This window comes from Reella acinonychis, from assembly GCF_052828705.1.
In genome coordinates, this window is the sequence record NZ_CM128256.1 from 712,019 (window position 1) to 733,056 (window position 21,038).

At 38.8% G+C, this 21,038-nt stretch carries 19 protein-coding genes, 2 tRNA genes, 1 rRNA gene and 1 riboswitch; of the genes, 16 read left to right on the plus strand and 6 right to left on the minus strand.

Translation table 11 applies throughout. The features are described 5' to 3' along the window. Window positions 1-8 precede the first annotated feature (8 nt). Together holA and ACUXZ4_RS03495 are read left to right on the plus strand one after the other, a co-directional pair. Entirely contained in the window at window positions 9-1,046 is a 1,038-nt protein-coding gene (holA, locus tag ACUXZ4_RS03490) for a DNA polymerase III subunit delta (protein WP_464973659.1), read from the plus strand. Between the two features lie 140 nt (window positions 1,047-1,186). Continuing rightward, window positions 1,187-2,527: an anaerobic C4-dicarboxylate transporter gene (locus ACUXZ4_RS03495; RefSeq protein WP_464973660.1), complete on the plus strand. Its 1,341-nt coding sequence runs from the start codon at window positions 1,187-1,189 to the stop codon at window positions 2,525-2,527. Window positions 2,528-2,616: 89 nt separating this feature from the next. Here ACUXZ4_RS03495 and folD read toward each other — a convergent pair whose 3' ends face one another. Then, on the minus strand, window positions 2,617-3,465 hold the full coding sequence (gene folD, locus ACUXZ4_RS03500; protein WP_464973661.1) for a bifunctional methylenetetrahydrofolate dehydrogenase/methenyltetrahydrofolate cyclohydrolase FolD: 849 nt from the start codon (window positions 3,463-3,465) through the stop codon (window positions 2,617-2,619). Between the two features lie 169 nt (window positions 3,466-3,634). Between folD and ACUXZ4_RS03505 the strand changes: the two genes are divergently transcribed. From ACUXZ4_RS03505 to ACUXZ4_RS03520, 4 genes are all read left to right on the plus strand, one after another. Then, window positions 3,635-3,711: transfer RNA gene (locus ACUXZ4_RS03505), tRNA-Pro, on the plus strand. A 24-nt stretch (window positions 3,712-3,735) separates the two neighbouring features. After that, window positions 3,736-3,812, plus strand: a tRNA-Arg gene (locus ACUXZ4_RS03510). Window positions 3,813-3,960: 148 nt separating this feature from the next. Beyond that, window positions 3,961-4,536, plus strand: a complete 576-nt coding sequence (locus tag ACUXZ4_RS03515; RefSeq protein ID WP_464973662.1) for a DUF8095 domain-containing protein — start codon at window positions 3,961-3,963, stop codon at window positions 4,534-4,536. Between the two features lie 11 nt (window positions 4,537-4,547). Next, window positions 4,548-4,829, plus strand: coding sequence for a hypothetical protein (locus ACUXZ4_RS03520; RefSeq protein WP_464973663.1), 282 nt, complete (start codon window positions 4,548-4,550; stop codon window positions 4,827-4,829). Between the two features lie 43 nt (window positions 4,830-4,872). On the opposite strand, the gene ACUXZ4_RS03525 is transcribed toward ACUXZ4_RS03520, so the two are convergent. Continuing rightward, the gene (locus tag ACUXZ4_RS03525; RefSeq protein WP_464973664.1) at window positions 4,873-6,690 is read right to left on the minus strand and encodes an AMP-dependent synthetase/ligase; all 1,818 of its coding nucleotides are present in this window, start codon (window positions 6,688-6,690) and stop codon (window positions 4,873-4,875) included. Window positions 6,691-6,813: 123 nt separating this feature from the next. On the opposite strand from ACUXZ4_RS03525, the gene ung reads away from it, so the two are divergent. The 4 genes from ung (at window position 6,814) to pfkA (ending at window position 9,964) form a co-directional block, all read left to right on the plus strand. Beyond that, window positions 6,814-7,482, plus strand: coding sequence for a uracil-DNA glycosylase (ung, locus tag ACUXZ4_RS03530; RefSeq protein WP_464973665.1), 669 nt, complete (start codon window positions 6,814-6,816; stop codon window positions 7,480-7,482). An 8-nt stretch (window positions 7,483-7,490) separates the two neighbouring features. Continuing rightward, window positions 7,491-8,267: a peroxide stress protein YaaA gene (gene yaaA / locus ACUXZ4_RS03535; RefSeq protein ID WP_464973666.1), complete on the plus strand. Its 777-nt coding sequence runs from the start codon at window positions 7,491-7,493 to the stop codon at window positions 8,265-8,267. A 1-nt stretch (window position 8,268) separates the two neighbouring features. Beyond that, entirely contained in the window at window positions 8,269-8,871 is a 603-nt protein-coding gene (locus ACUXZ4_RS03540; protein WP_464973667.1) for a 6-phosphofructokinase, read from the plus strand. A 127-nt stretch (window positions 8,872-8,998) separates the two neighbouring features. Beyond that, window positions 8,999-9,964, plus strand: a complete 966-nt coding sequence (gene pfkA, locus ACUXZ4_RS03545) for a 6-phosphofructokinase (RefSeq protein WP_464973668.1) — start codon at window positions 8,999-9,001, stop codon at window positions 9,962-9,964. Window positions 9,965-10,006: 42 nt separating this feature from the next. Here pfkA and ACUXZ4_RS03550 read toward each other — a convergent pair whose 3' ends face one another. The 4 genes from ACUXZ4_RS03550 to gap form a co-directional block, all read right to left on the minus strand. Next, window positions 10,007-10,657, minus strand: coding sequence for a 7-carboxy-7-deazaguanine synthase QueE (locus ACUXZ4_RS03550; protein WP_464973669.1), 651 nt, complete (start codon window positions 10,655-10,657; stop codon window positions 10,007-10,009). Window positions 10,658-10,662: 5 nt separating this feature from the next. Next, a complete protein-coding gene (gene queD / locus ACUXZ4_RS03555; protein ID WP_464973985.1) occupies window positions 10,663-11,082 on the minus strand; it encodes a 6-carboxytetrahydropterin synthase QueD in 420 nt (139 codons plus the stop codon). Between the two features lie 13 nt (window positions 11,083-11,095). Further along, on the minus strand, window positions 11,096-11,764 hold the full coding sequence (queC, locus tag ACUXZ4_RS03560) for a 7-cyano-7-deazaguanine synthase QueC (RefSeq protein WP_464973670.1): 669 nt from the start codon (window positions 11,762-11,764) through the stop codon (window positions 11,096-11,098). A 2-nt stretch (window positions 11,765-11,766) separates the two neighbouring features. Next, a riboswitch (PreQ1 riboswitch) is annotated at window positions 11,767-11,811 on the minus strand. A 111-nt stretch (window positions 11,812-11,922) separates the two neighbouring features. Beyond that, on the minus strand, window positions 11,923-12,942 hold the full coding sequence (gene gap / locus ACUXZ4_RS03565) for a type I glyceraldehyde-3-phosphate dehydrogenase (RefSeq protein ID WP_464973671.1): 1,020 nt from the start codon (window positions 12,940-12,942) through the stop codon (window positions 11,923-11,925). Window positions 12,943-13,260: 318 nt separating this feature from the next. On the opposite strand from gap, the gene gmk reads away from it, so the two are divergent. The 6 genes from gmk to ACUXZ4_RS03595 all read left to right on the plus strand — a co-directional run bounded on the left by gmk (window position 13,261) and on the right by ACUXZ4_RS03595 (window position 20,986). After that, a complete protein-coding gene (gene gmk, locus ACUXZ4_RS03570; RefSeq protein ID WP_464973672.1) occupies window positions 13,261-13,887 on the plus strand; it encodes a guanylate kinase in 627 nt (208 codons plus the stop codon). A 60-nt stretch (window positions 13,888-13,947) separates the two neighbouring features. Then, the gene (gene rpoZ, locus ACUXZ4_RS03575) at window positions 13,948-14,211 is read left to right on the plus strand and encodes a DNA-directed RNA polymerase subunit omega (protein WP_464973673.1); all 264 of its coding nucleotides are present in this window, start codon (window positions 13,948-13,950) and stop codon (window positions 14,209-14,211) included. A gap of 54 nt (window positions 14,212-14,265) precedes the next feature. Then, on the plus strand, window positions 14,266-16,146 hold the full coding sequence (locus tag ACUXZ4_RS03580; RefSeq protein ID WP_464973674.1) for a RelA/SpoT family protein: 1,881 nt from the start codon (window positions 14,266-14,268) through the stop codon (window positions 16,144-16,146). A 2-nt stretch (window positions 16,147-16,148) separates the two neighbouring features. Beyond that, complete coding sequence (gene recG / locus ACUXZ4_RS03585) at window positions 16,149-18,230, plus strand: ATP-dependent DNA helicase RecG (RefSeq protein WP_464973675.1); 2,082 nt, start codon at window positions 16,149-16,151, stop codon at window positions 18,228-18,230. Window positions 18,231-18,268: 38 nt separating this feature from the next. Then, window positions 18,269-19,072, plus strand: coding sequence for a glutamate racemase (murI, locus tag ACUXZ4_RS03590; RefSeq protein ID WP_464973676.1), 804 nt, complete (start codon window positions 18,269-18,271; stop codon window positions 19,070-19,072). Window positions 19,073-19,446: 374 nt separating this feature from the next. After that, window positions 19,447-20,986, plus strand: a 16S ribosomal RNA gene (locus ACUXZ4_RS03595). Window positions 20,987-21,038: the final 52 nt, after the last annotated feature.

Here is a 21,038-nt window from a genome sequence, read left to right on the forward strand (position 1 = left end):
TGGCAAATATGAATCGTATCTTTACTGAGCAATTGGCGGCTTCACTAAATAATAGGTTACAGCAAATTTATTATTTGGTTGGGCAAGATCCTTTATTGCTGAGTGAAAGTGCAGATTTAATTTGGAAAGTGGCTAATCAACAAGGCTTTGATGAAAAGATCGAAGCCGATATTGATAATAATACGGATTGGGATGATTTACTTGAACGTTGCCAATCCTTAGGTTTATTTTTTAATAAGCAGATTATTTATCTTAATCTGCCAGAAAACCTCACCGTTGCTTTACAAAGTAAATTGGATGAATTGATTTCATTAATCAATGAAGATTTGCTTTTCGTTTTCCAAATGGCGAAATTTCCTAAAACAGCGGAAAAACAAGCTTGGGTAAAAAAATCCCTCGAATTTGAACCGCACTTAGTCTTAGTCAACTGCCAAACACCAACCATTGAACAATTACCCAAATGGCTTACCCACCGAACCAAAAATATGGGAATGAATTTGGAACAAGATGCCATTCAGTTCCTATGTTATAGCCATGAAAATAATTTACTTGCCCTAAAACAAAGTTTAGATTTGTTGTTTTTATTGCATCAAGATAAAAAACTGAGTTTGCAGAAAGTTCAACAAGTGGTGGAGCAATCTTCTATTTTTACCCCTTTTCAATGGATTGATGCATTGTTAGAGGGTAAATTTCAACGTGCAAAACGCGTGTTGCAAGGTCTGAAAATGGAAGATGTGCAGCCTGTCGTCTTGCTACGTATTTTCCAACGTGAATTGATGATCATGCTTGAGTTGTCCAAACCACAACAATCCATCGCTGATTTAACTCAGAAGTTACCCGTTGAGCAATTGCGCCAGAATTTTGATCGCATGAAGATCTGGCAAAATCGACGCACTTTTTATGTAGCAGCTTTCCAACGCCTAACTTATCAAAGACTCTATTTAATTATTCAACAACTAGCCGAAATTGAACGCCAAACCAAAATGGACTTTTCCGCAGATTCTTGGTCACAATTAACTGAACTTTCTGCACAATTCTGTGCATAAATTTCCTTTATTCTTTTATATTTAAGTTAAAGTTTGATTTAGATAAAGATTTTCCTATCTTTTAGTTAAAAAGATTGTAAATTTTTATAAATTCAGTATCATTCCCGACCTGAATCAATTAACTCTTTAAAGGTATATTTATGCTCTATTTAGAATTTTTATTCCTACTATTAATGTTGTATGTAGGGAGCCGTTTCGGTGGTGTCGGCCTTGGTGTCGTCTCTGGTATTGGTTTAGTGATTGAAGTATTCATTTTCCGTATGCCAGTTGGTAAAGCACCCGTTGATGTGATGCTAATTATTTTAGCGGTAGTGACCTGTGCTTCTGTACTTGAAGCCGCGGGTGGCTTAAAATTTATGCTTCAAATTGCGGAAAAAGTACTGCGTAGCAATCCAAAACGCGTGACTTTATTAGGTCCAATCGTCACCTATTTAATGACATTTATGCTTGGTACGGGCCACTCAGTTTATTCCATCATGCCAATTATTGGTGACGTTGCGTTAAAAAATAAAATTCGTCCAGAGCGTCCGATGGCTGCCGCTTCTGTTGCTTCTCAATTGGCAATTACCTCAAGCCCATTATCAGCAGCAGTAGTATTCTATTTAGGTAAGATCATTCAAATTCCAGGTTTTGAGCATATCTCATTACTGCATATTATTGGTGTGACTGTACCAGCTACGTTTGTGGGTACTATTGCATTATCTTTATATAGTATTCGTCGCGGTAAAGAATTAGAAGATGATCCTGAATATCAACGTCGTTTACAAGATCCTGTTTGGCGTGAGCGTATTTTAAATACAACAAGTACAACTTTAAATGAAAAATTACCTGCCTCAGCAAAACAATCGGTATATCTTTTCCTATTGTCTTTCGTAGTGATTACTATCATTGCAATGCTACCTGAGATTCGTACGGTTGGTATCGGTGAAAAAATTAAACCAATTTCAATGTCATTGATTATTCAAATGATGATGTTGTGTTTTGGCGGTATCATTTTGTTAGTGACAAAAACAAATCCACAAACTGTACCAAATGGTGTGGTGTTTAAATCAGGTATGGTTGCGGCTATCGCAATCTTTGGTATTGCTTGGATGAGTGATACTTACTTCCAATTCGCGATGCCAACATTTAAAACAGCAATTATGGATATGGTGAAAACTTACCCTTGGACCTTTGCATTAGCATTATTTGTCGTGTCTGTGGTAATTAATAGCCAAGCAGCAACTGCAGTCATGCTCTTGCCGGTGGGATTAGAGTTAGGTATTCCAGCGCCAATTTTAGTGGGTTTAATGCCAGCAACCTATGCGTACTTCTTTATTCCTAATTACCCATCGGATATTGCAACGGTTAACTTTGACGTATCAGGTACAACGAAGATTGGTAAATACTATTTTAACCACAGTTTCATGATGCCTGGTTTAATCGGTGTGATTACAGCCTGTGTCGTGGGTGTAGCGATTGCCGAATTAATTATTCAATAATCAAAAAGTGCGGTTAAAAAACGTTGAATTTTTTCACCGCGCTTCTCATAAAAAAACGCTCAATATATTGAGCGTTTTTTTGTTTGTTCTTAATGGGTTTCGTAAGCAGCTAAGGTATTATGCATTAGCATTGCTACAGTCATTGGACCGACACCGCCCGGAACAGGTGTGATGAATTTTGCTTTTTCAGTGGCTTTATCATATTCAATATCGCCTTTGAGTTTGCCGTCTGCTCCACGATTTATACCGACATCAATTACAATAGCACCCGACTTAACCCAATCGCCAGGGATAAATTCAGGTTTACCCACCGCTACAACGAGAATATCCGCTTGGCGAACATGGCTTTCTAAATCTTTCGTGAAACGATGTGTTACTGTTACTGTACAGCCAGCGAGCAGTAATTCCAACGCCATTGGGCGCCCTACAATATTAGAGGCGCCAACAACCACTGCATGTTGACCATATAAATCTACCCCCGTAGTTTCTAGTAGTTTCATCACGCCGTAGGGGGTGCATGCACGTAGCGTAGGGATACGTTGGCATAAACGGCCAACATTGTATGGGTGGAAACCATCAACATCCTTATTTGGTGCAATGCGTTCAATGACTTTTGTGCTATCAATATGAGCGGGGAGAGGTAATTGAACCAAAATACCATCGATACTTTCATCATTATTGAGTTGATCAATTAAGCTCAGCAATTCTTGCTCTGATGTACTTTCGGCTAAGTCATAAGATTTTGATTGAATACCAATCTCAGCACAACTTTTACGTTTGCTGCCTACATAGACTTGAGAAGCAGGATCTGAACCCACTAAGATTACGGCTAAACCTGGATTTCGTTTTCCTTGAGTAACATAGCTCTCTATTTTTTGCGCTACTTCAGATTTGATCTTTTTAGCAAGTTCTGTGCCAGAAATTACTTGTGCAGTCATTCGATTTACCTTTCATTCAAGAAGTTACGGAAACGTTTGCTATTTTGTCAGAAAACATATGGAAATGCGAATAAATTTATTAAATTGAGATAATTTTAATCGATTGAGTTAAAAAGCAAAAAAAATGATTGACTGAAACAGAAAGCCATCTATAATTACCAACATTCGTCGGCGAGTAGCGCAGCTTGGTAGCGCAACTGGTTTGGGACCAGTGGGTCGTAGGTTCAAATCCTATCTCGCCGACCACTTCTTATCATATCCATTTGAAATGCGCCCTTAGCTCAGCTGGATAGAGCAACGGCCTTCTAAGCCGTAGGTCATTGGTTCGAATCCAATAGGGCGTGCCATTGTTTACTATTCTTACTGATCCGATTTTATATATTTAGCTTTAAATTTGACCAAAAGTCATTATATAATGATCTATGGTTGTAATTTTATCTCTCTAATAGGATTGTTTTTTATTTTGTGCATAACTTAATAAGGGAATTTTTATTTATGAAATATCAATTGTTTGTGGCTATCATTTTGGCTAGTTTTTGCAGTTTGAATGTTATTGCAAATAATTCTGTATCTATTCATATTTCAGAAGATGGTATTATAAGTACTCCTCAAACACCAGTTAAGGCTGATAATGCAAAAAAGATTTATATTAATGAGGATAATTTAAAAACATTAGATCCTAAGAATCAACAAGATGCTAATAAATTAGCAAATAGTATTGAATTTGAAGTTTATCGGATCAATGAGGATAGTCAAACTCATACAGTTTTTTTAGCTGGAGAAGGCGTATGTGATGGCTACAAAAATAGAGGAGTTGAAGTAACGGACTCAGCGACTTATTATATAAAAGATGATTCTAAAGACGAATATTATGCTAATGTTTCTGGTGGAGTGTTGAATGACAAGGGCATTGCGAGGAAAGTGCAATATGCGTCGGTGTTTAATGTCAATGATGAAGCCTTATCAAATCGTCTAAAAGAACAAGATAAATTGAAAGGTAGAAAAATTGCAGAACAGAATTTAAAGGATAGAGGTAATATGCTATCCAATGATGTCTGTCATACAAATTAAAGGTATTTAAAATGAAGAAAGTTGTTATTATTTTATCTCTATTTTTAGCTGCTTGTAGTAGCCATCAAACTGTCGGTGAACCACAAGCGCCATTGGATATGAAAGCTGTAGAAGCTTATAATGCAAAAGTATATAGCGGTAAAACAGTGCAGCATAAGCAAGTAAAAGAAACTGCGGTTGATATGCCAATAAACGCAAGTGATTCTCAACCAAAAGTTTCTACAAGAGGCTCATCCAGATATCCTGTTGTATTGATGCCGTCTATTGGCTATCACTACGGATATTATCGTTAAAAATTAATTAAAAAAAGACCGCACTTTTCAGTGCGGTTTTGTTTTATTCATTGTCGCTCTTGCTGTTTTTCTTTGAATTGTACATGGCTTCAATTTGTTCACGATAACGCTGTAAAATGACTTTGCGTCGTAATTTTAAGGTTGGCGTGATTTCTTCCATTTTTGTACTAAATGCCTTTGGCAATAGGGTAAATTTCTTAATTTGTTCAAAATGCGCCAATTCTTTTTGCAAATCATTAATGCGTTTTTCAAACATTTGTACAATGTCAGAATGTTTGATTAATTCTAATCGATCTTGGTACTTAATATTCAATTGTTTAGCGTAAGATTCTAAACTCTCAAAACAAGGTACGATAAGGGCGGACACGTATTTCTTAGCATCAGCAATCACTGCAATTTGCTCAATGAATTTATCCTTGCCAACAGTGCCTTCAATCAATTGCGGGGCAATATATTTGCCATTGGAAGTTTTCATTAGTTCTTTAATACGATCTGTAATATAAAGGTTACCTTCCGCATCAAATTCTCCAGCGTCCCCTGTTTTGAGGAAACCATCTTCTGTAAAGCTTTCCGCTGTTTGCTGTGGATTTTTATAATAGCCACGCATGACCATGCCGCCTTTGACTAAAATTTCATTATTTTCGCCGATTTTTACTTCTGCACCAGGCATTAATGTCCCAATAGAATTTGGGTTAAAGACTAAGTCATTCCAACAAGAAACGGTTGCGGTAGTCTCTGTCATGCCATAACCCAGTTTTACATTTAAGCCAATGCTATGAAAAAATAAACCAATAGTGGATTCCAGTTTGGCGCCACCGCAAGGCATCATTCTAATGCGTCCACCTAATAGTTGACGTAATTTACTTAGTACTAATTTATCCGCTAAGCGATATTGTGTTTTTAACCACCATGAAATCGACTGCTTTTGAGCTTTTGCATGGAGATGCATTTCGCCGACCTTGATTGCCCAATTAAATAATTTTCTGCGATACGCTGGTGCTTGTTGTACTTTATCCCAAACCGCGGTGTAAATTTTCTCATAAAAGCGAGGTACCGCACACATCAGCGTTGGACGAACTTCCGCCAGCGTTTCTCTTACTTGGTTAGTGTCTTCCAAATACGCATTGGTTGCACCTTTATGTAACACATAAGCTACCCAAGCGCGCTCAAAAATATGTGAGAAAGGAAGGAAAGATAAAGACACGTCCTCAGGAGTAACATCAAGTAATTGATCATGTGCCCAAAGTTGATGGGCTAAGTTTGCATAATCGAGCATTACCCCTTTAGGTTCGCCAGTGGTACCTGATGTATAAATGATCGTGAAGAGATCATCTAAACTAATTTGTGTGAGACGTTGTTGTAACTCTGCTTCTGCTTGTTCTGACGTATTTTGAATAAAATCTTGCCAGTGGTAAGCAATTGAGCAATTGTGTAATTCAATGCTGTCTTTCATTGCCACAATTTTTTCTAAACGTGGGCATTTTTCTATGACTTCAAGCATATGATCATATTGTTCTTGGTCACCCACAAACAAAATTTTCATATCTGAATTGTTGACAATAAATGCGGCTTGGTTTGCGGTATTGGTAGCATAAATCGGCACTGTGACTGCGCGAATTTGTAAACCGCCGATATCAGCAATCGTCCAGTTAGGCATATTTTGTGCAAAAATACCGATTTTATCCTGAACTTGAATACCTGAGTGAATTAAGGCTAAGCTGATATTATCTATTTGTTGTTGAAAATCTGTCCAACAAATATCTTGCCATTGTCCCTCTTTTTTATAACGAAGTGCGGTGCGTTTGGCTTGAGTTTTTGCTTGTTGTCGAACTCGTTGAATAAAATGAAAATCCAAGTTCATGTATTGTTCCTGTTTCTAGCGTACAAGTGTTCGCTAATATAAACACTTTTACTAATAAAAGCTAGAGAAAAGACAAGAAAATTACTATACTTAGCACAATTGAAATCGGTATAGGAAAGCGCAATGGATACTTGGAAAATGGCGATTGGTGCTGAAAAAGAGCAGCCCTATTTTCAACAGATTTTGGCCAAGGTACAGCAAGCTCGTTCTGAAGGAAAAGTTGTTTATCCGCCACAGGCTGATATTTTTAATGCTTTTAAATTAACAGAATTTGGCCAGGTCAAAGTGGTGATTCTAGGACAAGATCCTTATCATCGCCCAAATCAGGCTCATGGTTTAGCTTTTTCTGTTCGACCACCAGTGCCAGCACCCCCTTCATTGCAGAATATGTATAAAGAACTGCAGTTAGAATATGCTGATTTCCAAATTCCTAATCATGGTTCGCTGATTTCATGGGCAGAACAAGGCGTGTTGCTACTCAATACCGTTTTAACTGTTGAAGAGGGAAATGCCAATTCTCATGCGAATTTTGGTTGGGAAACTTTTACTGATCGTGTCATTGCAGTGTTAAATGAACAGCGTGAAAACTTGGTCTTTCTATTGTGGGGAAGTCACGCACAGAAAAAAGGTCGGTTCATTGATCGTAAAAAACATTTAGTATTGACTGCGCCACATCCTTCGCCACTTTCAGCACATCGTGGTTTTCTGGGGTGCGGTCATTTTATGAAAGCCAATGAATATTTGCGTCAACATCAATTGACGGAAATTAATTGGCATTTGAATAATATTTGAGGATAGATATGTTAGCTATTATTTCGCCCGCGAAAACATTGGATTATGAAAGTGCGGTGCCAAAATTTGAATTTTCACAACCGCAGTTGACGGCTCATAGTGCTGAGTTAATGGCAGTTTGTCGTGACTTATCGCCAGCTCAGATTGCCTCTTTAATGTCTATTAGTGATAAATTGGCAACACTAAATACCGCACGTTTTGCTGAATGGGCAGTGGAACACAATGAGCAAAATTCACGCGCTGCGATTTATGCATTCAAAGGCGATGTTTATACTGGATTATCAGTTGAAGAGTTGAACTCACAAGATATTGCCTTTGCGCAACAACATCTGCGCATGTTATCGGGATTATATGGCTTGTTGCGTCCTTTGGATCTAATGCAGCCTTATCGTTTAGAAATGGGCACGAAACTGGCTAATACAAGAGGTAAGGATTTGTATCAATTCTGGGGCGATATCGTAACTGAGCATTTACAACAAGCATTAGATCAACAAGGCGATAATGTGTTGATTAATTTAGCTTCTGATGAATATTATAAAGTCGTAAAACCTCATTTGTTGAACGCAAACATTATTAAACCTGTGTTTTTAGATGCGAAAGCTGGTAAGTTTAAAGTGATTAGTTTTTATGCTAAAAAAGCCCGAGGTTTGATGTGCCGCTATATGATCCAAAATGCGTTAACAAAACCGGAACAGCTCAAAGCATTTAATTTAGAAGGTTATTGGTTCGATGAAGAGTCATCAACTGCACAGGAATGGATCTTCAAACGTGATAGAGGAGAATAAAATGTTAAAAAAATGCACCGCACTTTTTTCCATCTTATTGCTATCAGGTTGCGCTATAAAGTCAAGCAAGCCAGAAGTGATTTCTGAAATGGTAAAATTGAATGTGCCGAAAGTTATTAAATATCATGAGTCGAGCTATCAGTTAAGAAATCAAAAAGATTTAGGCAGTATGGCACGCTATGTGTATTTTGAGAAAAAAGAGAATAATCAAAATTGGAAAAGTGCGGTGGAATTATTACATGATCGTAATGCAGAAAAGATGGCATTATCCGATCGTATTCAGTTAAGAGAGAAAGTGTACAGAACTAATGGTGTTGAGCATTTTAATCTTAATTTAGAAGGGGATGATTTATACGCTTTTGTGATTTATTCACCTAATCCAAATCAAGCGAACTGGCAAGTTGAAGTAGCACGAGGTGCTGATGTTAAAGGCTGTGGATTCGTGCAGTTCCAATATTCAGTGAAAGTGCCACAATCTCATAAGCTGATGCAAATGGGGAAAGTTAAACTCATTGGTTATCTGAAAAAATACGCCATAGATAAAGAATTGGCGCGTTTACATGAATTAAAATGGGATTGGCAATGTGCAATGCCTGAAGGGTAGAATAATCTTTGATTTTTAGCAAAAAATGATGAAAATCTGCTAAAATATAGTAGAGGCTAACCGCTGAATAGTGTAAGCTTAGCGACACGATTTTCTCGGATTTCATTTAAGTTTAAAGGTAAATATTATGATCAAAAAAATTGCAGTCTTAACAAGTGGTGGCGATGCACCAGGTATGAATGCCGCAATTCGTGCTGTTGTGCGTACCGCTTTACATGAAGGCTTAGAAGTTTATGGTATTCGTGATGGTTATCAAGGTTTATACCATAACAAAATTACTCAATTAAACCGCTTTAGTGTATCTGATATTATTACTCATGGTGGTACGTTCTTAGGTTCTGCGCGTTTTCCTGAGTTTAAAAAGCCAGAAGTGCGTGCAAAATGTGCGGAAATTTTACGTTCTCATGGTATTGATGCATTAGTGGTTATTGGCGGTGATGGTTCTTATACTGGTGCTAAATTATTAACTGAAGAACATGGTTTCCCTTGTATTGGTATTCCTGGCACCATTGATAATGATATTCCTGGTACAGACTATACTATTGGCTATCAAACCGCATTAGAAACCGCAGTACTTGCAATTGACCGTTTACGTGATACAAGTAGCTCACACCATCGTATTTCTATTTTAGAAATCATGGGGCGTCATTGTAGCGATTTAACAATTAACGCAGCGATTGCTGGTGGTTGTGAATATGCGATTGCACCAGAAGTGGGTTTTGATAAAGAAGAATTAATTGAAGAAATTGAGCGCAGTTTTGCCAATGGTAAAAGCCATGCAATCATTGCGATCACAGAATTAATCACAGATGTTCATCAATTGGCAAAAGATATTGAAGCACGCGTGGGCAATGAAACACGTGCAACCGTATTGGGCCATATTCAACGTGGTGGTTCACCTTGTGCATTTGACCGTATCCTTGCTTCTCGCATGGGGGTCTATGCAGTGGAATTATTACTACAAGGTGAAAAAGGTCGTTGTATTGGTATTCAAAATGAACATTTAGTTCATCACGACATTATTGATGCAATTGATAATATGCGTCGTCCATTCAAAGCTGAATTATTAGAAGTATCAAAACGTTTAGTTTAATTCTATTCAGCAACAAAAATCCCACTTATTAGTGGGATTTTTTTATTCAATACCAATCAGCTTATGTGTCTGAATACTGAGTTGCCATTTTTGTTTATTTGGGCGTTGATTAAGCATCCCTAATTGGCTAATTGTTTCTAACAAATTCATTTCACCATTGATTTCACAAGGGGAAAGGTAATAGTGATTAGCCTGAATTTTCTGTTCGATTTGCTCACAAAATGTTAGTACATCGCCATCAGCTACAATGCGTACTTCATGGGCAAAAGGAATACAACGTTGTTGATATTTTTCTTGATACATTCGCTTTGGGCTAGTCGCAATGTAATCAATTTGTGGCGGGATCTCTTTTAATCCATTGGTTTCAATGGCGAGAAAATAGCCTTCAGTTTTCAGCTGATCAAGCAATAAGGATAAGCTTGGCTGAATGGTCGGTTCTCCACCGGTAATAATAATATTCTTTGCTGAAAATGACCGCACTTTTTGTAAAATGGCTTGCAATGTCCATTGTTTAAATTGGTTGTAGTTAGTATCACACCAAGGACAAGTGAGATTACATTTACCAAAACGTACAAAAATGCTAGGCATCCCTGTATTGAAACCTTCGCCTTGTAAACTTTCAAAAATCTCCACAATTGGATAACTTGGATTAGAAATCAGCGCCACTTTATGATTTGATGTAGAATAAGTCATTGTTATTATTCGCGGTATTCACAGAATGAAGTGGGAGTTTCCCATAAACGAATAGCGGAAATAGGCAATTCAGCTTTTAATCGGTTAAACATAAAGCGAGCCATCTCTTCTGCGGTTGTGCGTGTTGGGATACCAAATGTTTTAGAATTTAACTCATTGAGTAAATTGGCAATTTTACATTCTCTTTCGCTGGTAGTATCGTAAATAAAAGCATGATCCATAGGGTCTAAAATTGCTTTTTGTACAACAGATTTGAGATCAGAAAAATCAATCACCATGCCTTTTTTGGCACCATCGGCAACTAAATCACCACTGACTTCTACTTGTAGTTTATAAGTATGACCATGTAAATTTTGGCATTTCCCATCATGTCCGTCCAAGATGTGAGCCATATCAAAACTAAATTCTTTAGAAACTTTAAACATTTTCACCGCACTTTTATTTTTTAGATTGTAAATATTCATTTAAGCCATTTTCACGCAGCACGCAGCTTGGGCATTCCCCGCAGCCACCATCAACCCCAATGTAGCAAGTATGTGAATAACGACGGACATAATCTAACGCCCCTAATTCATCCGCGAGTTGCCACGTTTGAGCTTTGGTAAGATACATTAACGGAGTGCGAATGTTGAAATTATAATCCATTGCAAGATTAAGCGTGACATTCATTGATTTGATAAATATGTCTCGACAATCGGGATAACCGCTGAAATCCGTTTCGCATACGCCCGTAATAATATCGCTAATACCTTGCCCTTTGGCATAAATAGCCGCGTAAAGTAAAAACAAGGCATTGCGGCCGTCCACAAAAGTATTTGGCATGCCTTTATCATCTGTCTTAATTTCACTGTCGCTCATCATCGCATTATGAGTGATGGCTTTAATAACACTCGTATCGATAAGAGTTTGCTTCACGCCGAGATCTTGCGCTATCCAACGCGCTTTTTCTAATTCAATATGATGACGTTGACCATATTGGAAAGTGACTGCTTCAACATTTTCTGTGCCATATTCTTGAATAGCTTGAATTAAACAAGTGGTGGAATCTTGTCCGCCAGAAAAGATAACAACCGCTTTACGATCGCGGTTTGGGTTAAAGAGTTGCATAATTTTCCTTAGTTTTTTTACGTGGGAGGTTTTCGAACCACGAAGATGTTGAATTATTGATTAATAAATGTGCGGTGGATTTTAGCAAAGTTTTCAATAAAATCAAATAAAAACAGACCGCACTTTGCAGTACGGTCTGCGATTAGAATAAGCTTAGATTAGCCTTTGTAGTTGTGAACTAAAGCAACTAAGTCTAATACTTTGTTTGAGTAACCAGTTTCGTTGTCATACCAAGAAACTAATTTAACGAATGTATCAGTTAATGCGATACCTGCGTCTGCGTCGAATACAGAAGTTTCAACTGCACCGTTGAAGTCTGTAGAAACAACAGCATCTTCAGTGTAACCTAAAACGCCTTTTAATTCGCCGTTGAAAGTTTTACCTTCAGCTGCATCTTTAACTGCTTTCTTGATTTCTTCATAGCTTGCTGCTTTTTCTAAGTTTACAGTTAAGTCAACTACAGATACGTTTGGAGTAGGAACGCGGAACGCCATACCTGTTAATTTGCCGTTTAATGCTGGTAATACTTTACCTACAGCTTTTGCAGCACCAGTTGAAGATGGGATGATGTTTTGTGACGCACCACGACCACCGCGCCAGTCTTTAGCAGATGGACCATCTACAGTTTTTTGAGTTGCTGTAGTTGCGTGAACAGTTGTCATTAAACCATCTTTGATACCGAAAGTTTCGTGGATAACACGTGCTAAAGGTGCTAAACAGTTAGTTGTACAAGAAGCGTTAGAAACGATGTCTTGACCTGCATAATCTTGGAAGTTTACACCACGAACGAACATTGGTGTGCTGTCTTTAGATGGACCAGTTAAAACAACTTTTTTCGCACCAGCTGTGATGTGTTTGCGAGCTGTTTCATCAGTTAAGAAGATACCAGTTGCTTCAACTGCGATATCAACACCGATTTCGTTCCATTTTAAGTTTGCTGGATCGCGCTCTGCAGTTACACGGATAGTTTTACCGTTAACGATTAGGTTACCATCTTTAACTTCAACAGAACCGTCAAAACGACCATGAGTTGAATCGTATTTTAACATGTAAGCCATGTAATCAACGTCGATTAAGTCGTTGATACCTACAACTTCGATATCATCACGAAGTTGTGCAGCGCGGAATACGATACGGCCGATACGACCAAAACCATTGATACCAATTTTAATTGCCATAAGTTTTTCACCTATATTTAAAGTTAAACAAAATTTATTACAGTTTGTCGCTTTTAAAAGTCAACTTGCTGTCACGTCGAGATTATAGCACGATTTCAGTTTATAACGAAACGGAAAGACATAATACAACACAATGATTTTGTGATCTATATCAAATTTTTAGTGGATGAATAACAAGAAATTTTAAATCTATTAACGAATAAAAATAAGAAACCAGTTTTTTATAAAAAAATTATATTTTTCACCGCACTTTTGATGAAATTTATCCTTTTTATGAGGCATAATAAGATGGTGAAATTAAATAAGTGGGAGCAAATTATGTCACAAGGGAATCTTTATATTCTGTCAGCACCAAGTGGCGCGGGAAAATCTTCATTAATTTCAGCTTTGTTAAAACAAGACGAGCAGAAAAAAACGATGGTGTCGGTTTCGCATACAACGCGTCAACCCAGACCTGGAGAGGAAGATGGCGTACATTATTATTTTGTATCGGTGGATGAATTTGAACAGCTGATCGCACAAAATGTGTTTTTAGAATATGCCAAGGTTTTCGGTGGCAATTATTATGGCACTTCATTGCGAGCTATTGAGCAAAATTTGGCCCAAGGTATTGATGTTTTCCTTGATATTGACTGGCAAGGTGCGCAACAAATTCGAGAGAAAGTGCCTTCAGTCAAAAGTATTTTTATTTTACCCCCTTCATTGACTGAATTAGAGCGTCGTTTGATTGGTCGAGGTCAAGATAGTGCGGAAGTGATTGCCGATCGTATGTCAAAAGCAATAAGTGAAATTTCGCATTACAATGAATATGATTATGTGATTGTAAATGATGATTTTGAACAGGCATTATGCGAATTAAAAGCGATTTTAACTGCTGAAAAATTGACGATGAATTATCAACAACGGGAAAATCAGTGCTTAATCGCAGAATTGCTAGCAAAATAGACCACACTTTAGTATTATATTTCCCCTTATTTTAAAAATACGAATGAATTGGAGTAAAATATGGCTCGTGTTACTGTGCAAGATGCAGTAGAAAAAATTGGCAACCGTTTTGATTTAATTTTAGTTGCAGCTCGTCGTGCAAGACAATTACAACTTCATCAAAGTGAACCTTTGGTGCCAGAAGATAACGACAAACCAACAGTGATTGCGTTGCGTGAGATTGAAAAAGGTTTAATTAACAATGACATTATGAATGCGCAAGAGCGTCAAGATGTTTTTGTTTATGAAGAAAAAACACAAGCAGCCGCTTTTGTTACTGAATAAGTGCGGTCTTTTTTCACCTCATTTTAGGCTTGTTATTTGAACAGGGGGTTGGTAATGCATTTTTTTGAACCTTTAAATAAAATCATCCAACAATATTTACCCGAAGAGCAGATTGATCTGATTAAGCGTGCTTTTGTTATTGCAAAAGACGGACATGAAGGTCAATTTCGTTCAAGTGGCGAGCCTTACATCACCCATCCTGTTGCAGTTGCTTGCATTATTGCAGAAATGCGCCTTGATCATGAAGCCATTATGGCGGCGTTGTTGCATGATGTGATTGAAGATACTCCCTACACAGAACAACAATTAACGGACGAATTTGGTCATAGCGTTGCTGATATTGTGGATGGCGTATCTAAATTAGATAAACTAAAATTTAGAACACGTCAGGAAGCGCAAGCCGAAAGTTTTCGCAAAATGATTTTGGCGATGACCAAAGATATTCGTGTGGTTTTGATTAAATTAGCTGACCGCACACATAATATGCAAACGTTGGGCGCATTACGTCCTGATAAACGTCGCCGTATTGCTAAAGAAACCCTTGAAATTTATAGCCCGTTAGCCCACCGTCTTGGTATTGAAAACATTAAAAACAAGTTAGAAGATCTTTGTTTTCAAGCCATGTATCCTCAGCGTTATGCGGTATTGCAAAAAGTATTGCAAATTATCCGAGGTAAACACCAAGAGCTTATTCAACCTATTATTGATGAATTACAACAGCGCTTACAATCTGTCGGAATTGCTGCTCGTGTATTTGGGCAAGAAAAGCCTCAGTTTTATATTTATCAAAATATGAAACAGCGAGAGCAAGAATTTCGTTCTCTTTTAGATATTTATGATTTCCGCGTTATTGTAAATACCGTAGATGATTGCTACCGCACATTAGGGCAGGTGCATCATTTATATAAACCAAAAGCCAGATACATTAAAGATTATATCGCTGTGCCTAAAGCCAATGGTTACCAAGCGTTACATACTTCAACCATAGGTCCAAAAGGCGTACCTGTTGAAGTGCAAATTCGTACTGAAGAAATGGATCGTATGGCAGAAATGGGCATCACGGCGCATTGGGTCTATAAAAAAGATGGTAAAAATGATGCCACTACGCCACAAATTAAGGCGCAACGTTGGCTACAAAATATCATTGAATTACAACAAAGTGCGGGTAATTCTTTTGAATTTATTGAAAGTGTAAAATCAGATTTATTTTCACACGAGATCTATGTGTTTACGCCTAAAGGACGCATTATTGAATTACCAAGAGGCGCGACTGCTGTGGATTTTGCTTATGCAGTACATACTGATGTGGGTAATCATTGTGTTGCAGCAAAAGTTGAACGTATGGATTATTCGCTTTCTCAACCGCTGGTGTCTGGTCAAACTGTTGATATTGTGACTTCCCCAAAAGCCAAACCGCAAGCAAGTTGGCTCAATTTTGTGGTAACAGGAAAAGCACGCTCTACAATTCGTCAAGTATTAAAAACGTTAGAAGAACAAAATACACATTCTTCTCTTCAAAATAAGAACTATGTATTGGCAGATTGTTGTCATCCTGTGTTTGGTGATCCTGTTTTTGCTTATGAAAACCATCAGAATGAACTAGTTGTTCACCATGAAAATTGTGCCACGCTATTACGCCATGGCCAAGATTTACAAGTATTCAGTTGGGATGAGCATTTTTCTTCAGTGCAATTTGAAGCTGAATTACGTATCGAAATGGTCGATCAAAGAGCTTTGGGAAATATTATGTCAGTGGTTTCAGCTGCGCAAAGTAATATCCATAGCGTTTGGACTGAAGAAGATGGGGAACAATGTTTAGTCATCCTTGTGTTAACCACATCAAATTTAAAACAACTTGTCAAAGTGATGCGTAAAATTGAAAATATTACCGGTGTAACTTCGGTTAAACGTAATATTAATGCACTCACAGATTAGTTATGAATACGCAACTTCTTAATGCTGTTCCATTGACGACCTTGTCTGGTGTAGGGGCAGCCATTTCTGAAAAATTAGGACGACTTGGAATTTATAATTTGCAAGATCTCCTGTTTCATTTTCCCCTTCGTTATGAAGATCGTACGCGAATTACGGCAATAATTGATTTACGCCCTGAACAATATGCCACTATTGAGGGACAGGTACAAATTTGCGAAGTGCAATTTGGTAAACGTCCCATGTTAATGGTCAGCTTATCCGATGGTTCATCCAAAATTATGCTGCGTTTTTTCAATTTTAACGCGGGTATGAAAAATAGTTTTCAAATTGGCACAAGGGTGAAGGCATTTGGCGAAGTAAAGCGCGGTCGTTTTATGGCTGAAATTCATCATCCTGAATATCAAATTATTCGTGATGACAAACCTCTTTTGTTAGAAGAAAATTTGACGCCTATTTATTCAACAACGGATGGACTTAAGCAAAATACGTTGCGGAAATTAACGGATCAAGCATTAGAATTATTAGATTCCTTACAGATTACCGAAATTCTACCTACTGAATTTAACCCTAATCCTTTTAGTTTAAAAGAAGCGATTCGATTTTTACATCGACCGCCACCAGATATTTCGTTAGAACTTCTTGAAAAAGGGCAGCATCCTGCACAAGTGCGGTTAATTTTTGAAGAGTTATTGGCGCATAATCTGGTTATGCAAAAAATGAAATTGGGTGTTCAGCAATATCAAGCGCAAGCGTTACATTATCAATCTGATTTAAAACAACGTTTTCTAAGCCAATTACCTTTTCAACCGACGAATGCGCAATTAAGAGTGATTGCAGAGATTGAGCAAGATCTCACTCAATCCCATCCTATGATGCGTTTAGTGCAAGGCGATGTCGGTTCGGGTAAAACATTAGTGGCAGCTTTAGCCGCTTTGCTCGCGATTGATAACCAAAAACAAGTGGCATTGATGGCACCAACGGAAATCTTGGCAGAACAGCATGCAGAAAATTTTAAACGTTGGCTTAATCCATTAGGTATTCAAGTAGGTTGGCTAGCGGGTAAGGTAAAAGGCAAAGCACGTCAAACCGAATTAGAACGGATTAAACAAGGCGATGTGCAGATGATTGTGGGCACGCACGCGCTATTTCAAGAAGAAGTGGAATTCGCTGATTTGGCATTAATCATCATTGACGAACAGCATCGCTTTGGCGTTCATCAACGTTTAATGTTGCGAGAAAAAGGGGAAAAAGCGGGCATTTATCCACATCAGCTTATTATGACTGCAACGCCAATTCCTCGTACACTGGCAATGACCGTCTATGCGGATTTGGATACGTCAATTATTGATGAATTACCACCGGGGCGAACGCCAATTACAACAGTGGTAATGTCAGAAGAACGACGAGCGGAAATTATTGAACGTGTCAATCATGCTTGTATTAATGAAAAGCGTCAGGCCTATTGGGTCTGTACGTTGATTGATGAATCAGAAGTGCTTGAAGCGCAGGCAGCAGAAGCCATTGCGGAAGATTTGCGTAAAATTCTACCGCACTTACGCATAGGTTTGGTGCATGGACGAATGAAACCGAGCGAAAAACAAGATATTATGATGGCATTTAAGCAGGCCGAGTTGGATTTGTTGGTGGCAACAACGGTGATTGAGGTCGGTGTTGATGTGCCAAATGCCAGTTTAATGATCATTGAAAATGCGGAACGCTTAGGTCTTTCTCAGTTACATCAATTACGAGGTCGTGTGGGTCGAGGCAGTACAGCCTCCTTTTGTGTTCTTATGTACAAACCGCCGTTGGGTAAAGTATCGCAGAAACGATTGCAAGTATTGAGAGAAAGCCAAGATGGATTCCTTATTTCTGAGAAAGATCTTGAAATTCGTGGACCCGGTGAAGTATTAGGCACAAAACAAACTGGTGTGGCAGAATTTAAAGTGGCGAATTTAATGCGAGATCGCCGAATGATTCCTACTGTACAGCATTATGCCAAACAATTTATCGTAAAATATCCTGAGTTATCAGAAGCTTTAATTAAACGTTGGCTTAATCAAAAAGAAATTTACTCCAACGCATAAAAGTGCGGTGTCTTTTTAACGAGTTTTAGGAAATTATTATGCAACAATCACAACCCACAATTCTTTTCTTCGATTCGGGTGTCGGTGGCTTCAGTGTATATAAAGAAACCAAACAGCTTTTGCCTGATTGCCATTATTTATATTGCTTTGATAACGCATTTTTTCCTTATTCCGAAAAGACAGAGCAAAATATCATTGAACGAACATTAGCGATTTGTCAGAACATTAATCAAGATTTTCCATTGGATTTAATCGTCATTGCTTGTAATACAGCAAGTACTGTCGTTTTGCCTGTACTGCGTCAACATTTTTCCATTCCCATTGTGGGAACTGTGCCTGCGATTAAACCGGCAGCAGAAACATCAGAAAATAAACACATTGGATTATTGGCAACAAAGGGGACGGTTAAACGTCAATATGTAGCAGATTTAATTCAACAATATGCTGCAGACTGTCAGGTAGAAAAAATTGGCAGCACTAAATTAGTGGAAATTGCGGAGCAAAAACTTCGAGGAGAAGCTGTTGATTTGGTTGCATTAAAACAAGAACTGGAACCTTGGAGTCAGATTACTAATTTGGATGCTGTTGTTTTAGGTTGTACCCATTTCCCACTTATTAAGGAAGAAATCGCTTGGTGTCTACCGCAAGTTAAATCTTTTATTGACTCAGGAAAAGCCATTGCTAAACGAGTGCAATTTTTATTACAAGGCATTGAAGTGCAGTCAAAAATTTCACAAAAAAATGTTATTTTTTGCACTCAATCATTCCCTGAACAACAACATTTCCAACAAGTACTTGATTTTTGGGGATTCGAAGAATTGTTATTGCTAAATTTGGAATAGGGAATAGAAGAGGCTTTTTTTTATCTATGAATAGATGTGAATTTGAACGTTTTGGATTTTTTTTCAGCAAAAGAAAAAATTTTCAAATTTTTTTTGCAAAAAGTACTTGCGTGAATTTAAATTTTCCCTATAATACGCCTCCACAACGACGCCGTTGTCAATTTTGTAAAAAGCAACCCGCGTCGTTCTTTTTTGTTCTTTAAAAAGATATCAGACAATCTGTGTGGGCACTTGTTGAAGATTTGTTTAGAAGAAATTAAATAAAGACTGAATAAGTGCTTAAACTAGAAATTCATTATAGTTTCGATGTGATAAATTCATGTTGAAACGAATGTAAACTAAGCTAAGCAGTTTATTGAGCGATTAAACTTTTTAAATTGAAGAGTTTGATCATGGCTCAGATTGAACGCTGGCGGCAGGCTTAACACATGCAAGTCGGACGGTAACAGGAGAAAGCTTGCTTTCTTGCTGACGAGTGGCGGACGGGTGAGTAATGCTTGGGAATCTGGCTTATGGAGGGGGATAACTACGGGAAACTGTAGCTAATACCGCGTAATGTCTAAAGACTAAAGACTGGGAACTTCGGTCCAGTTGCCATAAGATGAGCCCAAGTGGGATTAGGTAGTTGGTAAGGTAACGGCTTACCAAGCCCGCGATCTCTAGCTGGTCTGAGAGGATGACCAGCCACACTGGGACTGAGACACGGCCCAGACTCCTACGGGAGGCAGCAGTGGGGAATATTGCGCAATGGGGGGAACCCTGACGCAGCCATGCCGCGTGAATGAAGAAGGCCTTCGGGTTGTAAAGTTCTTTCGGTAGCGAGGAAGGCGAGTTTGTTAATAGCAAGCTTGATTGACGTTAACTACAGAAGAAGCACCGGCTAACTCCGTGCCAGCAGCCGCGGTAATACGGAGGGTGCGAGCGTTAATCGGAATAACTGGGCGTAAAGGGCACGCAGGCGGTGATTTAAGTGAGATGTGAAATCCCTGGGCTTAACCTAGGAATTGCATTTCAGACTGGGTCGCTAGAGTACTTTAGGGAGGGGTAGAATTCCACGTGTAGCGGTGAAATGCGTAGAGATGTGGAGGAATACCGAAGGCGAAGGCAGCCCCTTGGGAATGTACTGACGCTCATGTGCGAAAGCGTGGGGAGCAAACAGGATTAGATACCCTGGTAGTCCACGCTGTAAACGCTGTCGATTTGGGGATTGGACTTTAAGTTTGGTGCCCGAAGCTAACGTGATAAATCGACCGCCTGGGGAGTACGGCCGCAAGGTTAAAACTCAAATGAATTGACGGGGGCCCGCACAAGCGGTGGAGCATGTGGTTTAATTCGATGCAACGCGAAGAACCTTACCTACTCTTGACATCCAGAGAAGCTTGCAGAGATGCGAGTGTGCCTTCGGGAGCTCTGAGACAGGTGCTGCATGGCTGTCGTCAGCTCGTGTTGTGAAATGTTGGGTTAAGTCCCGCAACGAGCGCAACCCTTATCCTTTGTTGCCAGCGATTCGGTCGGGAACTCAAAGGAGACTGCCAGTGATAAACTGGAGGAAGGTGGGGATGACGTCAAGTCATCATGGCCCTTACGAGTAGGGCTACACACGTGCTACAATGGTGCATACAGAGGGCGGCGAAAGGGCGACCTGGAGCGAATCTCAGAAAGTGCATCGTAGTCCGGATTGGAGTCTGCAACTCGACTCCATGAAGTCGGAATCGCTAGTAATCGCAAATCAGAATGTTGCGGTGAATACGTTCCCGGGCCTTGTACACACCGCCCGTCACACCATGGGAGTGGGTTGTACCAGAAGTAGATAGCTTAACCTTCGGGGGGGCGTTTACCACGGTATGATTCATGACTGGGGTGAAGTCGTAACAAGGTAACCGTAGGGGAACCTGCGGTTGGATCACCTCCTTACACAAAGACAAGCTTAATAAGTGCTCACACAGATTGTTTGATATGAAATAGA

Coding starts and splice junctions, on each gene's coding strand:
- ACUXZ4_RS03550 (WP_464973669.1), bottom strand. CDS start 10,657: ATGACTTATTCTACATCAAATCATAAAGTGGCGCTGATTTCTAATCCA.
- rpoZ (WP_464973673.1), top strand. CDS start 13,948: ATGGCTCGTGTTACTGTGCAAGATGCAGTAGAAAAAATTGGCAACCGT.
- gmk (WP_464973672.1), top strand. CDS start 13,261: ATGTCACAAGGGAATCTTTATATTCTGTCAGCACCAAGTGGCGCGGGA.
- ung (WP_464973665.1), top strand. CDS start 6,814: ATGGATACTTGGAAAATGGCGATTGGTGCTGAAAAAGAGCAGCCCTAT.
- folD (WP_464973661.1), bottom strand. CDS start 3,465: ATGACTGCACAAGTAATTTCTGGCACAGAACTTGCTAAAAAGATCAAA.
- ACUXZ4_RS03520 (WP_464973663.1), top strand. CDS start 4,548: ATGAAGAAAGTTGTTATTATTTTATCTCTATTTTTAGCTGCTTGTAGT.
- ACUXZ4_RS03495 (WP_464973660.1), top strand. CDS start 1,187: ATGCTCTATTTAGAATTTTTATTCCTACTATTAATGTTGTATGTAGGG.
- queD (WP_464973985.1), bottom strand. CDS start 11,082: ATGTTTAAAGTTTCTAAAGAATTTAGTTTTGATATGGCTCACATCTTG.
- murI (WP_464973676.1), top strand. CDS start 18,269: ATGCAACAATCACAACCCACAATTCTTTTCTTCGATTCGGGTGTCGGT.
- ACUXZ4_RS03515 (WP_464973662.1), top strand. CDS start 3,961: ATGAAATATCAATTGTTTGTGGCTATCATTTTGGCTAGTTTTTGCAGT.
- ACUXZ4_RS03525 (WP_464973664.1), bottom strand. CDS start 6,690: ATGAACTTGGATTTTCATTTTATTCAACGAGTTCGACAACAAGCAAAA.
- gap (WP_464973671.1), bottom strand. CDS start 12,942: ATGGCAATTAAAATTGGTATCAATGGTTTTGGTCGTATCGGCCGTATC.
- yaaA (WP_464973666.1), top strand. CDS start 7,491: ATGTTAGCTATTATTTCGCCCGCGAAAACATTGGATTATGAAAGTGCG.
- pfkA (WP_464973668.1), top strand. CDS start 8,999: ATGATCAAAAAAATTGCAGTCTTAACAAGTGGTGGCGATGCACCAGGT.
- ACUXZ4_RS03580 (WP_464973674.1), top strand. CDS start 14,266: ATGCATTTTTTTGAACCTTTAAATAAAATCATCCAACAATATTTACCC.
- holA (WP_464973659.1), top strand. CDS start 9: ATGAATCGTATCTTTACTGAGCAATTGGCGGCTTCACTAAATAATAGG.
- ACUXZ4_RS03540 (WP_464973667.1), top strand. CDS start 8,269: ATGTTAAAAAAATGCACCGCACTTTTTTCCATCTTATTGCTATCAGGT.
- recG (WP_464973675.1), top strand. CDS start 16,149: ATGAATACGCAACTTCTTAATGCTGTTCCATTGACGACCTTGTCTGGT.
- queC (WP_464973670.1), bottom strand. CDS start 11,764: ATGCAACTCTTTAACCCAAACCGCGATCGTAAAGCGGTTGTTATCTTT.